Below are 14,266 nucleotides of genomic sequence, written 5' to 3' on the forward strand. Positions count from 1 at the left end.
ACTCGTCCAAGGATATACAATTAAACAACATCTCAAGTTATCTTAGTCGTAATAAGTTGGCCAGCTTCATTAATAGTAACTTTCCATTTCACTCCACTAGCAGTCTTCATGATTATACCTTTACTTGCCTCTATTTCAATATCTCCAAACATTCTTCCGCCAGTTGTCGCTAACCAAGCGTTCCCATTTTCCATAGAAGACCTTGCAAAAATACGATTAATTCGAAAACGCTTATGATCTTGAGAATAACCACTTAATGTAATTCTAACTTTATATAACTGACTCGCCTTCATATTCGATATAATTGTATCGCCAACATTTAATGGAACATCCAACGCGATAACCCAACTTCCAGTTGCGCTTAATGCATATTCAATTTTAATTTTCTTTGGGCTCTCTCCCCACCCAAAATACATTCCAAAGCAATTTAACATTTGTATTGGTTTTTTCGTAAAATCCAGTTCAATTACAACTGGATTACTATCTGGAACGTCAATATAGTTTACACTTTGTTCATCTATTAAATTAAAGCAATTTGCGAGATTCCCCCCGTAAGGCACTTTCCCACTTACTTGCTTAATCGTATACTTCTGCTGAGCATTTACTAAAATATCATCTTGATTCCCTATTAAATGTGGTTTATTTAACGTAATCGGTAACTGAATTCGAAGAGATTCTTCATAGGTAGACTTACAAACATTGTATTGTCCTTTATCTACAATAGTTGTAGAAAGTAAATTTGAAAAAAGGTAGTTACGATGCGAATTAGAAGAAAATTCAATGACAATTTGTTCACTACTCATCCGGTACGTATCCCAAATCATACAATCAAATGTATTATACGCACCTGAGCAACGAATTGCTTTTTTCGTTTGTTGTCTACATTGCACTTGAATATCATGAAACGTATTTCCTGAACTTTCATTTGGCAAATCACTATTTCCATCTACTTCAATCCCATACACACATCCATCAATAAATATTGATTGAAATACATTGGCATTAATCCAGCAAGGTGTATTGATATCATCTATATACTCTGTTTTCAAATATATTGCAGTTTGAAAGTTTTTAATTTGAATAAATTTAACTTGAAAGAAACTAATATAATCCCATGCCTTTTGACAATAAAAATGTATAGCTTTTCCTTTATACGATGGAGTTGTATTTATTATATTTATATTTGATATAACAGATTGATTAGGTACTTCGATTTGTTGTGAACCAGAAACATAAATGACAGCCGATTGAAACAACGAATTTATAACTTGAATAGTACCACCAACTATCGAAGCGTTACTTTGTAGCTCAAATGCATTAAAATCCCCATCAATTTGCAGCGTTACGGTAGGATCTAACTCTAATCTTACGTTTGATTTAATAACAATCGGCTTTACAATTTTGTACGTATTTACCCCTGTAATTCTAACCGTCGAAATTCGATTCGCTACACAATAATCAATAGCTTGCTGAATTGCTAATGAGCTATCATTTCCCGAGTTTGGAACTGCGCCAAAACAATCAATGTGAACGCTACTTTCTGGCGCACAATCTTCTTGGGAAGAAATATATTCTGACAAAATAAATTCACTCCTCATATTACCTTTTTTCATATAATATGTGAGTTCTCTCTTAAAAGTTTCTATAATTAAAAAAACAAACGACCTACCCGGTCATTTGTTTAACTCATATATATTTTTCGTTTCTTCTATCATTTTAGCTAACGAGAAATACCTCACTGCTTTCTCTCGTGCTTTCAATCTAATATCATTTACCCTTTGTTCATCCCCTTGTAGTTCTTCAAGTGCACTTGCGAATTCGGATTCGCAATATTCAGATATTAAAACACCTGATTCTCCATCTATTACCGCTTCATGTATTCCACCAACATCTATTGAAACAATTGGTGTCCCTGTAGCCATCGCTTCAATTACTACCATTGGAAACACTTCACGAAAAGATAATAAAAGTAAAGCATCCATATTCCCTATAAACTCATGCGGCTCTGAAATATTCCCTAGCATCTTCACCCTTTGCTGTAATCCATATTTTTCTATTTCTTTCATAATCGATTCTTTCTCTGGTCCATCACCAGCAATATAAAACATAAAATCATTTCTCTTTTTCAACACATTTGCAATTTTGACAAATAGTTGATGGTTTTTCTCTTTGGATAATCTAGCTAATATCCCTATTTTATATGTAGATTCTTTCTTTTTCTGCTGGAATAAAAACTTTTCAATATCGACACCGTTATAAATTGTATTTATTTTTTCTTCTGCTACATGAATTGAAATTAAATTATTCTTCTCAAACTCACTTACTGTAATAATATTGTTCACATATTTATTCATGAAATAACGAAAAAGCGTTGGCATTTTCTTTTCTAATATCGTTACATTATGTTTCGTATAAACAATTTTCATCTTTTTTTTAATAAACTTTTGAATTAGAAAAGCATATAATACCATTCGCAAACTATTTGCATGAATAAGCTCTATCTTTCGTTTACAAATTTCGTTTCGTAAATAATAAATATTTCTCAAATGATTCCATCGACTAAGTAATATAAAATTTTCTTTTCTAGTAAGAGATTCATATAGTTCTCCATCACCTGCAGCTGTATAAATCTTAAAATCATCATAACGCAAATTACTTTCCAATTTACAAAAATAGCTCTCGGCTCCGCCAGTTATCAATTTATCTGTCATCAACAGTATATTCATAATTGCGTCTTCCCAACTACATTGATTTTATTTTTTTTATAAGCATGATAAGCATACTTACTAAAATAGTAAAAAATTTGCACCGAATTCAGTCGTTCTTGTTCCCTTAACAATTTCCAATACCGGAAAGCTGCTCTAATTTTATTTCTAGAAACAGAATTTGTAACAATTCTATATTTTGCTAACACTTGCTGTATCCCTTTTGCTTCATACCCTTCATGTAATAAGTTCAGCCATAACGCCGTATCTTCCGGCTGTATACTAGGCATTTCGACATATGGAATTTTTTCACGATCAATCATCACTGTTAAACAACCGATAATTGTATTTCCTACTAAATAATGATAGTCAACAGATTTTGGTGCACTCACTTCACGATTTAATTCATTACCGTTTTCATCAATTAAACTATACGACGCATATGAAAAAGCAATATTCATTTCTTCCATAAATAACAATTGTGTCTTCAATTTATGCGGCAACCATATATCATCGCTATCTAAAAAGGCAATGTACCTTCCTCTCGCCTCTTGGATCGCTAAATTCCGAGCTTTAGCAGCACCAACATTTTGTTTTAATGATAATAACCTAATACGTGAGTCTCCTTCTATTATATCTTTAATTTTTGTGGCAGATTGGTCGGTTGAACCGTCATCAACGATAAGCATTTCCCAGTTTTCATACGATTGATTCTGTACAGATAAAATTGTCTCACCTATAAATCGTATACTATTATAAGAAGGTGTTATTACAGAAACATAAGGCGGCTCGTTATGTGCTGATAGACATTTTACCATCTATCTTTCCCCTTCCTTCATATATTGAAATATACTTCACAACAACTGCTAAAAATAAAAAGAAGGCTTCGTTAATAATGAGTGACAATGACATCATCTGAAATATAAATGCAATCATAGTCAATAGAAGATATGGTTTTTCACGAAACAAAGTATGCTGCGCTAGCTTGAACATTAATATGAATAAAAACGCGCTATATAGAAGAAAACCAATTGTACCCGATTCAGACAAGATTTCTAAAAATGTATTGTGTACATATAATTTTTCATTAAATTGATACTCATAATAATTCGAAAAGTTAAAAGCACCGATTCCGATATATGGATTGGATAAATAATATTTAAAAGCAGCTTCCCATAATGTAAATCTACCACTTCCATTATCATGGGAAAAATCAGAAATTCGTTTATTTAATATGTCATCTAATTGCCCCCCCATTACACTATTCGATAAACTAAAAATAACTACACTAAACAATACTAAACTTATAATTATTTTTATTTTTTTAGCGAAACTAGACATACATATATATACAAAAACGACAAGCACAAGCGCTAGTATACCACCCCTTGAAAAAGTTAATAAACTCGTCGTAACACATAAAATTAACCCTAGAATGTTAGTGATATTTTGTAAATTCGTCATATAGTACATAAAAAATATTGTATTATAGAAAATAAAGATGTTAGGATCATCTAGCAATCCAATTAACCGTGGATATCCTCTATCCACTAATAAACCAGCAAAAATTTCTCTCTCTTCTCCACCGTATAAACTAAAGTATTGTAAACCGATTATATAGAGTATTAGACTTACAACATTAAATACTACTCCTACATAAGCAATAGATGATTCAAGTACCACTATTTCAGTATTCCCCAATAAATTCCTCATTATAAAATAGCATCCTAAAACGAGTAGCACGCCAAAAATCATACGAATACTAGCATTTAAATACATAGAAATAATTCCACTTAAACAATAAATGAAATAAAACAGTAAAAATATAACTTCATGAAAATATAATTTTTGAATATGAAAGTCTTTAATTGTTAAACAAAAATATATGACTAAAAAAATCATATATATCTTCAATGAAAATCCAATATATAAATTGTATTTACTTAACATAACAAATAATATTAGAAGAATAATCCATCCCATCGATACTTTCATATTATTTTCCATAGGCTATATCCCCTGTTTCGTAATATAATCCTTTTTGCGTATTTTTCTTATAAAAGAAAGAAGAAGTTTTTTTAGCTCATAATCATATAGGAATATGGCAGCTAGTACAATTAGTATATTAAGAACAAGCGCAATTAAATGATATGTATGCAATATATATTGCACTCCAATAAAGGTTACACCAAAATAAATTGTATACGGTATTACAATTTGGAATACAATTTTTTTCTTCACTACACTCACTGCTATATATCCCACTAAAGCGACTATTTCAAATAAAACCATAGCGTATGCCGCTCCTATCACTCCACCAAGACTACTAAAGCTATACAGCATAACCCCACCTATCACCAATGCTACACACTGCACAACAGTTCTCTTATTTTGACATCCACTCGTCGTTAAACCGTCAGCAATGGCAATATTTAAACTTTGTAGCACAATAAGAAATGATAATATTTGGAGTGGCTCTACTGCATTGCTCCATTCTTCATGAAAAAATATAGACATAAAGTATGGTGCTAAATGATATAAACCGATCGTCATACATATTCCTACAATCGCCATTGATTTAATTTGAAGTAAATTTAATTTCGTATGCTCTTCTATATTATTCTGGTTATAATGCTTAAAGAGCACTGGAAAAAATGCACCTGCAATTACCCCTGGTACTTGATATAAAGCTGCCGGCATCCGGTACGCCACTGCAAAAACACCTACCATACTTAATGGCAATGTATAGTTAAGCAAGATAGGTGCTAATTGTGGCGTACTCATTATTAAAAAACCGCTAATAATAAAGGGAGTTAATTGCCAAAATAACGCTTTATGAATTACGACTTTCATATTCATTTTCGTCTTTTTTCTCATGATATATATACTGAATAAACCACCGATCATATACCCAAAAGCATATAAGCGAGCTGTTACATACACCGGTAACTCTCCGAAAATACAAAAACATGTAATTATAATGACAACTGATGCTGATACAACTTTTATGAGCGCTATATACTTCATACGTTCCGTCAGTTGAAAATAGGCAATCCCTATGTTTTGCCAAGTTAATCCTATTAACATGAAAAACATTACGTTTATCATCATATAAATTAAATTTTTATCCGCATACATATAATGAATAGCAATATAACCGATGATAGAAATAAAAATAAGTAGAATCATCCTTATTTTTATATACGATGATAAAATCTGCTCTAAATCTGCTCCATCCTTTGCCCCTTCTCGAAGAAACGTATTACTAAGTCCTAAGTCTGTAAAGAATAACATAACAAACGTCACTGCTATGGCAACACTAAACATCCCATAATGTTGTGCGTTAAAAAAGTTTGCTAAAACAATTAAACTGACGGCCTGAAGAAGGTTAGCTAAAATTGTACTATAAAATAGATGGATAATATTGTTTAGAATAGATCTATCCATACAAGTTCTCCTTTGCAAGTAACCTACTTACATATTTATCTTGCACCATTACCGTTCAATACAATTAAAACGGTTTTACATAAAATACGGATGTCCATCCGAAATGTTTTCATTTCAATATACTCCATGTCAAGCCTCAACTTTTCCTTTGGATCAAGATTATACCCTCCATTTATTTGTGCCCATCCTGTTAATCCTGGTTTTACTATTAAACGTTCCTTAAATTCTGGAATATACGCATCAAATTCATTATAAAAAAACTCTCTCTCTGGTCTAGGACCTACAAAAGACATATCTCCTCTTAAAATATTTAAAAGTTGTGGTAATTCATCAATTCTCGTTTTTCTTATAAACAATCCAACTTTTGTAATTCTTGAATCATGTTCTTTTGCCCATTGTGGGCCATTTATTTCAGCATCCTTTACCATTGATCTTAATTTAAATACATTAAACTTCTTCCCGTTTATACCTAAACGTTCTTGAAAGTAAATTGGAGCCCCTGATGTTTCTAAAGTAATCATAATACAAAAGAACAACATAATTGGTATCGTTAATAGTAACAATATGAGTGAAAATATAATATCAAACAAGCGTTTTACACTTCGATTCAATATGCTAGGCTTTTCTTGAGCCGGAATCGTATACAACTTGGCTTGATTTGTTTCACGAATCATGGATCGTTACCCCCACATTCAAGAATATAAAATTATACCTATTAATTCACATTCTTTCCTATTTATATCCACTATTACTTTTTGCACTGTACGTAGTGAATCTTGTCGCTTTTTAACTGCTAACACCACTCCATCGCATTTCTCTGCAATAATGTGCGTAGCAGGAAGATCAAATACTTCAGAAGAATAAAAGAAAATGTAATCAAAATCTTCTTTCCACTTAGCAATCGCATTATCAAATTCATCCATAGCAACTAAGGGCGTCCCTGTGTGTACTGTTTTTTTTGCAGGAATACAATATAAGTATTTAGACAAATTACTAGAAAAAGATTCATAATTGCAGGGGGAAGAGCTTATTATATCGTTTACGGTTATCATGTGATCACTTTGCAATAATACATGTAATTGAGGGTCAGAAAAATTCACATCAATAAGTAACACCTTTTTCTTCATTTCCGCAAACACTAGACCCATATTTACTATAAGCGAGGCAACAACCCCTCTGTCCTTCGTTGAACTAACTGTGAACAGTTGTTTCCCAGATTTTTTCAGCTCGTGATACACCGTATAAAACTGCTCTTTCATCAGATCATCATGCAAATCGGATGGCAGCTGTTTCTTTGTCCTAAACATCGACATGTTCACCTCGATATATAGATGATTGTTTATCAACCTCTGTAGGTTTCTTTTTTCTATTCGGTTTCATATTTATGTGACCAATAACAGAGACTGTTGTTATTTTCTCTAAATCTTGTTCCGTGTATATACGTTCATCAAAATAATCTTGAAATACAGCTAAACCTATCCCAACAAAAAAACTAACAATTAAAGAAATAGGAATGATCAGTTGAAATTTTGGAAACATTTTTTCAGCCTGTTCCTGTAACTCAGGATCCGTCAACACTTTCACACCTTGTACATTTGTGTACTGTTGAAAACTTTGTTGTGATTGCTCTGCCAATGTCTTTACAATGTCTTTCACGACTTTCGGATTGGAATCTTTTACTGTAACAGTTACAATTTGTGAGTTGTCTGTATTCACCACCGAGATTTTTTGTGCTAATTCATAACTTGATTGCTCTAATTTCAAAGTTTTTTTGACTGTTGATATAATTAATGGGCTTTTTAAAATATCAACATACGATGTTACTAGTTGCTTATTTTCTTGTGTTTTATTTGTTGAATTTTCCTTATTAAACTCATCTAAATTCCCAACAAGAATTTGCGTTGAATATTGATATGACGGCTTTAAAACATACATAGAGATAAGAACTAAAGAAGCGGTTAAACAACACATCGTTAAAATAATCGTTACGAATCTTCTTTTCAATAATTGTTGAAAATCTTTTATACTCATTTCTTGCTTCAATTATTTCACCGCCCTTTTCTGAATAACATCCTGCAAGTCACTCTTTACAGATACCCCTCTCTTCTTTCTATCCACTTGTTTTGTTACATACTTTCCGACTCTGAATGCAAATTTTTCTACATATATATACGAAAGTATTGCAAGTATAAACGAAAAAACAAGTGAAAAAATTAAAATAATAGGCAACGGTAATATTTCATGGAGCATGTATATAAGGGAAAACAACGATATAATATGGTATAAATAAAGACTGTAAGAAATCTTCCCCAAATATAACAAGTATTTATTGCGTAGCAAGGACGACAAAGTTGATATTGACAAGCTTAATATGACAAATAGACTTGCACTTATCGCCACTACGTAGTCTCGAAATATGAAATTATTGAGCACTTTCATTTCTCCAATAAGTCCTTCGTACATAAAAAGTAAAATCGCAAATAAAAACCATGCAATTTTCGTGTTTTTAGTACAATTACTATAAAAAACTATTAATTTATTTTTATACTTCGCAATTAGTGCCCCTAGTAAAAACAGCACCGTATAATGCAACGTTAATGCATAGCTTGTTAATGTTAAGCCCGAGCGAAACAAAAATAATATTACGACAGAACATATACTAAGACTAAACAATAATAGTAATGAACACCTCAACGTTTTTCGTAAGCAAATCATCAAAATTAGCGGAAAAATTATTGATATTCGCATTTCATGGACAAGTGACCAAATCACACCGTTATATGCATCTGTATTATATTTCCCAACCAATAAAATATGTTGCGCTATTAAACTTGAAGAACTTTCAATCGTCCACGAGCGATTAAACCATTCACTTAAATAAGAAATACCATATCCACTAATTGTAGTCTGGCATATAATAGCTATAATTAGTGCTACAATATAGGGAATGTATATTCTGCATATACGTTTTAAAAGGTATGATCCATAACTACTATAGGTTTTTTGAATAGATTCATACAAAACAAATCCGCTCAAAACAAAAAAAATAATAACAGATTCATTACCACTACTAAAAATTAGACGAGCAGGCGTTTCTTTTAATAGATACACAACAAATGGTTTATTATCTTCATAACTGTAATTTTGAAATGCTGAAAAAATCATTAAATGATGACCGATCATTACTATTAATGAAGAAATCCCTCTTATAGAATCCAATTCCTCGTATCTCTTCATCTTTTTACATCAACTCCTAATGAAATGATAATAATCATTTCAAAGCGACATCTTTATTCATATTCCTCTCCTTTCTTTTCATTCCAATTTTTCATATTAAAATGATTTTATAGTATAAATTTGAGTGTATTGTAACATTTTTTGTAATATTATGAATAGCGAATCTCAAAAATTGGTATATACCAATTTCAACCTCGAAAAATGAGTAATATTGATAGAAAAACGCTATAAAAATATCTTGCAAATTTACATAAATTAAAGAGATGAATAGCGTTTTTTCAATATAAAATAAAAAAGATAGCCTGCATAGGCTATCTTTTTTATTTTATTTAATTACTAGCACCACTATATGCTACATGTCGTTTCTCAATTCTCTCTTCAATTTCTTTCATATTTTCTTTATTATTTAATAGTGATTGTTTATTTTCAATTAATAATTGTTTAAAAGATTTTCTCACTTTTTTTCTCATTTTCATTGTCCTCCTTGGGGGATGGTTTATATAAAAGATAAAGAATTATCTGTGTGTCCTTATAATAATTGATTGTTGTGAATTCTATTTGAACTTCATATGAAAATTCCGTTTATTTTCTGACAACTTTGTGAACACGAAAAAAAAGACTCTCTAAAACTATGTTGAAATTAATTCACTTCATTATAAAAATTACTATTTTCATCAACTTTTATCATTATATCTTGTCGAAACATTTATATATTTAAAATTGAGTTCGACATAATTTTATTTACTATCATACTGTTTACAAAAACAAAAAGAAGGTGTCACCAAGTCAAAGTTCGACTTATGCAACATCCCTCTTTCCAAACTATTTATAGCATATTTATTAATATTTCAGGTCTTCCCCAATTCATTTCTTCACAAACAAATCTAAGTTTTTCTTCATCCATTGTGTGTAATCCCTCTTCTAGTAAACATGAAATTGGAACTTCACAGTGAATTTGTGCTAATTGCAACGAAATATTTAAGTTCTCTAAATCACTTTCAATCTTCGTACGCTGCGCTTTTGTTAATGATTCTACATTTTCTAGTACAGCGGATACTGTTCCGTGCTCTTGAATAAGCTTATACGCTGTTTTTTCACCGATACCTTTTACACCTGGATAATTATCACTTGTATCTCCCATGAAAGCTTTTGCATGGACGATTTGCCACGGCTCTACACCTTTTTCTTCCATGATTCTCTCCGGTGTGTAATATTCGTAATTTCCAATTCCTTTACGCAGAAGCATAACTGTAACGTTCTTATCAACAAGTTGAAGTAAATCTGTATCACCAGTTAAAATATAAACTTCAGCTTCATTGCAGTATTGTTTTGCAAGCGTACCGATACAATCGTCCGCTTCGTAGCCTTTCATACCGATAACTGGAATGGATAATTTCGCAGTCATTTCTTGCACTAAATCAAATTGAGGAATTAATTCTTCTGGTGGCGCTGCACGATTTGCTTTATAATTCGAGAACGATTCTGTTCTAAATGTCGTACTTCCCATATCCCAGCATGTAACGATATGTGTTGGTTCGATCGCTTGCGTAGCTGTTAACAAGTGTTTCATATAACCATGAATCCCGTTCGTAGGGGTTCCATCTTGTCGTTTCATAAATTGTCCGTAGACACTTGTTGCGTAAAAAGCACGAAATAATAGTGCCATACCATCAACTAATAGTACTTTTTTCATAATTCCTCTCCTATTAAAAAAATAATAACCTCACGTTATCACGTAAGGTTATATAAATAGATTACCATTCTACGTTTTTGCTCAACTTTGTCTATTATACATTGTTTTTGTATATTTAGCACCATTAACACATTAAGACGTTCTACTACAACAAGTATGCAATATGCCTGAATACGTATTTTTTCCAGTAGAAACAACGATAGCTTTTGCATTTCCACTAACGATATGCGAACCTTTAAAACATACATTTTCAAGCTCAAGTGGATTATAATCTTTCATCCGTTTTAATGGAATAAATCGTTTACGTTCAAGGTGATAGCAGCTCTCAAACTTCTCTATATTCGCTTCGTTTCCCGTTAACACAGACTCATTCACTAATAAATCATCTGCATAAATAATACGTACATCAGCTGGCACAGCATCTCCAGCCGAAAGAAAAATCATATCTCCAGGTACAAGTTCTTGCACTGGTATCTCCATCATTTTCAGTTCACTATTTAACCCTGTACTACTAGAACATTCTACTCTAGATACAGTAATCGTTTCACGTTGTAATTCATCACACACACGTTGTTTTGAAAAACCTGGAATCATGCCACCAAGCTTCATCATTACTTCTGCGAGAAGTGCTCTTTTTGAAGTTAGTTCATTTCGGCCATATACTTGAATACGTTTTTGCGCCTCTTTCATTGATAGTCCGTCTCTTGTTGTTTTAAAATATGCAAATACAGATTTTACATCTCTTGTTGCAATTTCAATTAATAAATCTTTATTTTTTTGGAGCATTGTTTGTTCTTTTATTGATTTTTTACTTAGTTTATATGACGTGTTACCCACAGTTTTGTTTGCATATAACATATTATCGTCTCCTCCTTTACAACATAGGAAGAAACGCTTTGTTTCTCAATTTATCCACTTTACTGTGAAAGTGTCTCGCGTTTTATAAACGCTACATTATGATAAATATAGAGGGAGGAACAAATCGTTTCCTGCCTACATCATATATTTTTGATTTGAAGTATATGGGTAACGGAACCGAGTCAGAATTTGACATGCTCCTCACCTCCTCGTTTAATTTTATAGTTTATACTATGAAATTACTCATAGCTTGGTAACAAAAAAGGCCCCTACCCTTAAGAGAGTAGCGGCCATTACATACACAAATAAACGATTTCTAATATAATTAGAAATCTACGGACCTCTCCCTCACCGAGTTTTAGCACTGTATAGCATAGGTACATTACCAGCTACGTTAAGAAAAACCTTAATTCGATCATTCCTGTTGACCCATTGGCGTCTCTCGACATTTTTGGGCAGTAGCATTTCTCTATACAGGAGCCTCACCTAACAGAGACTTATTTTCATTACATTGAAAATGTTACTCTTATTTAAAATAGATGTCAACCGTAGCCTACAATTTTTTCAAAAGGTATGGCAAACTAACATATATAAAGTGTAACTTTAATCAGTGGAGGTTTTGTTCATCCCCCACTGATTATTAGCCCTCACCAATCGGGCTTTTACGGGATAAAATAAAAAACTTTACGTTTAAACGTAAAGTTTTTAATAAGTTATACAACCAGCAATTACAATCCCAATTGAAATTGATAAAAACATAAGAAAAAGACCGACTGCTTGATTATCTTCTTCGAGACTTTTGTTTATATTAAAGCGTGGTGTAAGCCACTCAGCTAAATAAAAGACGATAATTTGAGCCAAAATCCCAACTGCTCCCCACGAAATCATATCAAGAAGTGAAATTGAATTAGCTGCTGTCGAATATAAAACAACAGCTAACCCAAGTAATCGTCCTCCAAGCACATAGCTTACCGCCTTATTTCCTTGAGCCATTAACTTAAATTCCTTTACTTTCGTTGTCACTTCCATCAAGAACAGACCTATACATAAAAGGCCGAGTGTTACTACTAAATATAATAAAAAATTAATCATTTTTTCCCCTCCTTTTTATACCTACCGGTAAATAGTACGATTCATTTCCTGTAATCTTTTCTCCCGCACGAATACCGATACTACTCGCTTTTCCAGCAATTAAAAACGAACCAAACACATATGACAGTTTCTCGATCCCTTTTTCTGTTTCCAAGGATACGACTGGCAGTTCGATATACTTTTGAAATATCGGCAGTGACGCTTTATATGTTTGGTGTGCATTTTGAAGCATAATATTTTCGTCTTTATCGCGAATCGTAATTGTATCTCCTTCTCTCCCAAATGAAGGTTTTTGAACGAAAGAACCTTTTCCTAAAAATAAATCTGGTTCTAAATATGTAGGTAACATATATTCTTTAATCCACTGTTGTTCCTCATTTGTATAAAAGGCCTCTTCTTCTGCTAACCCCCAAATAAGACACTGAATTGATTTTGGCTGAAGTAAAAATGCTGACAAAGGATTTATTATAAAAAGCTTTCCGGCTTTTACAAGTTGTAACAATTCCACACCTACCAAATCTCCTGTTTCAGGATCTTGATCCTCAATTAAATCTTCTATCGGATATGTTTGGCGATATAAAACATCAATCTTCGCCCCATCTTTATCGACTAGAGCATCCTTTGTAATTCTAAGTTCTGACATTGGCACTACTTTATTTTCAACATGGCATAGCTGACTTAAATACATAGTGGTATTCCAATCCTCGATATGTTCATGATGTGCTGTAAAAACAACATTTGGATTATCTAATCCCTTTGTCGCTTCCATTACTGCTTTCGTTACACCAGAAGATAGCAATCGTTCTTGATCCGAGTTTGGATCATCATAGCCTAGATTTCCACATACTTTCCCATTCATTTGAAAACATTCCACAATAAAAGTTGGTGTATCACTATTAAACTCAAGCATTTTGATTTTGTTATCCTCTGTTACAGCAAAATCAAATCGCGAAATTACAGATTCAGGATAGAGCCCTTTCATTCTAATGAAAGATAAACTCGCGGATGGAAAGCCAAGATCTAGAAGCTGTTCGTCACTTAAATTACGCAGCAGTCTAGCAGTCTTAAAAAATATTTTCCCCATTCGTTCAGTCGCTAAGTGTAATTGGTCCAAAGTCTGATTTGTTATAGAAAAAACATGAAACAAACTATACTCACATTCATATAAATCCGACCAAAAATCCGGATATTTTAAATAAAATTCTTTTCGATCCCTTATGTATTGCGACATATT

14 protein-coding genes and 1 riboswitch are annotated in these 14,266 nt (G+C 32.3%); all 14 genes read right to left on the reverse strand.

The genetic code is table 11. The annotated features are described in order from the left end of the window. Positions 1–32 precede the first annotated feature (32 nt). The 14 genes from ACTFR3_RS08635 to ACTFR3_RS08700 all read right to left on the reverse strand — a co-directional run bounded on the left by ACTFR3_RS08635 (position 33) and on the right by ACTFR3_RS08700 (position 14,263). Complete coding sequence (locus ACTFR3_RS08635) at positions 33–1,580, reverse strand: hypothetical protein (protein WP_000006060.1); 1,548 nt, start codon at positions 1,578–1,580, stop codon at positions 33–35. A 93-nt stretch (positions 1,581–1,673) separates the two neighbouring features. Then, positions 1,674–2,726: a glycosyltransferase family 4 protein gene (locus tag ACTFR3_RS08640; protein WP_001023704.1), complete on the reverse strand. Its 1,053-nt coding sequence runs from the start codon at positions 2,724–2,726 to the stop codon at positions 1,674–1,676. After that, entirely contained in the window at positions 2,723–3,523 is an 801-nt protein-coding gene (locus ACTFR3_RS08645) for a glycosyltransferase family 2 protein (RefSeq protein ID WP_000237682.1), read from the reverse strand. The genes ACTFR3_RS08640 and ACTFR3_RS08645 overlap by 4 nt, the downstream gene beginning before the upstream one ends. After that, complete coding sequence (locus ACTFR3_RS08650; RefSeq protein WP_440044356.1) at positions 3,498–4,712, reverse strand: O-antigen ligase family protein; 1,215 nt, start codon at positions 4,710–4,712, stop codon at positions 3,498–3,500. Before ACTFR3_RS08650 ends, ACTFR3_RS08645 begins: the two co-directional genes overlap by 26 nt. A gap of 3 nt (positions 4,713–4,715) precedes the next feature. Further along, complete coding sequence (locus ACTFR3_RS08655; protein WP_440044357.1) at positions 4,716–6,152, reverse strand: oligosaccharide flippase family protein; 1,437 nt, start codon at positions 6,150–6,152, stop codon at positions 4,716–4,718. Between the two features lie 35 nt (positions 6,153–6,187). Beyond that, entirely contained in the window at positions 6,188–6,826 is a 639-nt protein-coding gene (locus ACTFR3_RS08660; RefSeq protein WP_000617653.1) for a sugar transferase, read from the reverse strand. Between the two features lie 18 nt (positions 6,827–6,844). Beyond that, positions 6,845–7,465: a CpsD/CapB family tyrosine-protein kinase gene (locus ACTFR3_RS08665; RefSeq protein ID WP_002164585.1), complete on the reverse strand. Its 621-nt coding sequence runs from the start codon at positions 7,463–7,465 to the stop codon at positions 6,845–6,847. Further along, positions 7,452–8,195: a YveK family protein gene (locus tag ACTFR3_RS08670; protein WP_000807063.1), complete on the reverse strand. Its 744-nt coding sequence runs from the start codon at positions 8,193–8,195 to the stop codon at positions 7,452–7,454. Before ACTFR3_RS08670 ends, ACTFR3_RS08665 begins: the two co-directional genes overlap by 14 nt. Continuing rightward, on the reverse strand, positions 8,196–9,389 hold the full coding sequence (locus ACTFR3_RS08675) for an acyltransferase family protein (RefSeq protein ID WP_000833045.1): 1,194 nt from the start codon (positions 9,387–9,389) through the stop codon (positions 8,196–8,198). A gap of 329 nt (positions 9,390–9,718) precedes the next feature. Next, a complete protein-coding gene (locus ACTFR3_RS08680; RefSeq protein ID WP_001228048.1) occupies positions 9,719–9,859 on the reverse strand; it encodes an FbpB family small basic protein in 141 nt (46 codons plus the stop codon). Between the two features lie 356 nt (positions 9,860–10,215). Further along, positions 10,216–11,082 (reverse strand): 5'-3' exonuclease, encoded by an 867-nt coding sequence (locus tag ACTFR3_RS08685; protein ID WP_000757073.1) that lies wholly within the window; start codon positions 11,080–11,082, stop codon positions 10,216–10,218. Between the two features lie 132 nt (positions 11,083–11,214). Next, positions 11,215–11,940, reverse strand: a complete 726-nt coding sequence (locus ACTFR3_RS08690; protein ID WP_000964949.1) for a P-type ATPase — start codon at positions 11,938–11,940, stop codon at positions 11,215–11,217. A gap of 335 nt (positions 11,941–12,275) precedes the next feature. Next, positions 12,276–12,441: riboswitch (M-box (ykoK) riboswitch) on the reverse strand. A gap of 204 nt (positions 12,442–12,645) precedes the next feature. Next, on the reverse strand, positions 12,646–13,032 hold the full coding sequence (locus tag ACTFR3_RS08695) for a DUF350 domain-containing protein (protein ID WP_000606868.1): 387 nt from the start codon (positions 13,030–13,032) through the stop codon (positions 12,646–12,648). Next, positions 13,025–14,263: a glutathionylspermidine synthase family protein gene (locus tag ACTFR3_RS08700; RefSeq protein WP_000084933.1), complete on the reverse strand. Its 1,239-nt coding sequence runs from the start codon at positions 14,261–14,263 to the stop codon at positions 13,025–13,027. Before ACTFR3_RS08700 ends, ACTFR3_RS08695 begins: the two co-directional genes overlap by 8 nt. Between the last annotated feature and the right edge of the window lie 3 nt (positions 14,264–14,266).

The organism is Bacillus cereus group sp. MYBK14-1, from assembly GCF_051916885.1.
In the GTDB taxonomy this organism is placed as follows: domain Bacteria; phylum Bacillota; class Bacilli; order Bacillales; family Bacillaceae_G; genus Bacillus_A; species Bacillus_A cereus.

Coding starts and splice junctions, on each gene's coding strand:
- ACTFR3_RS08680 (WP_001228048.1), bottom strand. CDS start 9,859: ATGAGAAAAAAAGTGAGAAAATCTTTTAAACAATTATTAATTGAAAAT.
- ACTFR3_RS08675 (WP_000833045.1), bottom strand. CDS start 9,389: ATGAAGAGATACGAGGAATTGGATTCTATAAGAGGGATTTCTTCATTA.
- ACTFR3_RS08640 (WP_001023704.1), bottom strand. CDS start 2,726: ATGAATATACTGTTGATGACAGATAAATTGATAACTGGCGGAGCCGAG.
- ACTFR3_RS08700 (WP_000084933.1), bottom strand. CDS start 14,263: ATGTCGCAATACATAAGGGATCGAAAAGAATTTTATTTAAAATATCCG.
- ACTFR3_RS08695 (WP_000606868.1), bottom strand. CDS start 13,032: ATGATTAATTTTTTATTATATTTAGTAGTAACACTCGGCCTTTTATGT.
- ACTFR3_RS08690 (WP_000964949.1), bottom strand. CDS start 11,940: ATGTTATATGCAAACAAAACTGTGGGTAACACGTCATATAAACTAAGT.
- ACTFR3_RS08665 (WP_002164585.1), bottom strand. CDS start 7,465: ATGTCGATGTTTAGGACAAAGAAACAGCTGCCATCCGATTTGCATGAT.
- ACTFR3_RS08660 (WP_000617653.1), bottom strand. CDS start 6,826: ATGATTCGTGAAACAAATCAAGCCAAGTTGTATACGATTCCGGCTCAA.
- ACTFR3_RS08645 (WP_000237682.1), bottom strand. CDS start 3,523: ATGGTAAAATGTCTATCAGCACATAACGAGCCGCCTTATGTTTCTGTA.
- ACTFR3_RS08685 (WP_000757073.1), bottom strand. CDS start 11,082: ATGAAAAAAGTACTATTAGTTGATGGTATGGCACTATTATTTCGTGCT.
- ACTFR3_RS08650 (WP_440044356.1), bottom strand. CDS start 4,712: ATGGAAAATAATATGAAAGTATCGATGGGATGGATTATTCTTCTAATA.
- ACTFR3_RS08655 (WP_440044357.1), bottom strand. CDS start 6,152: ATGGATAGATCTATTCTAAACAATATTATCCATCTATTTTATAGTACA.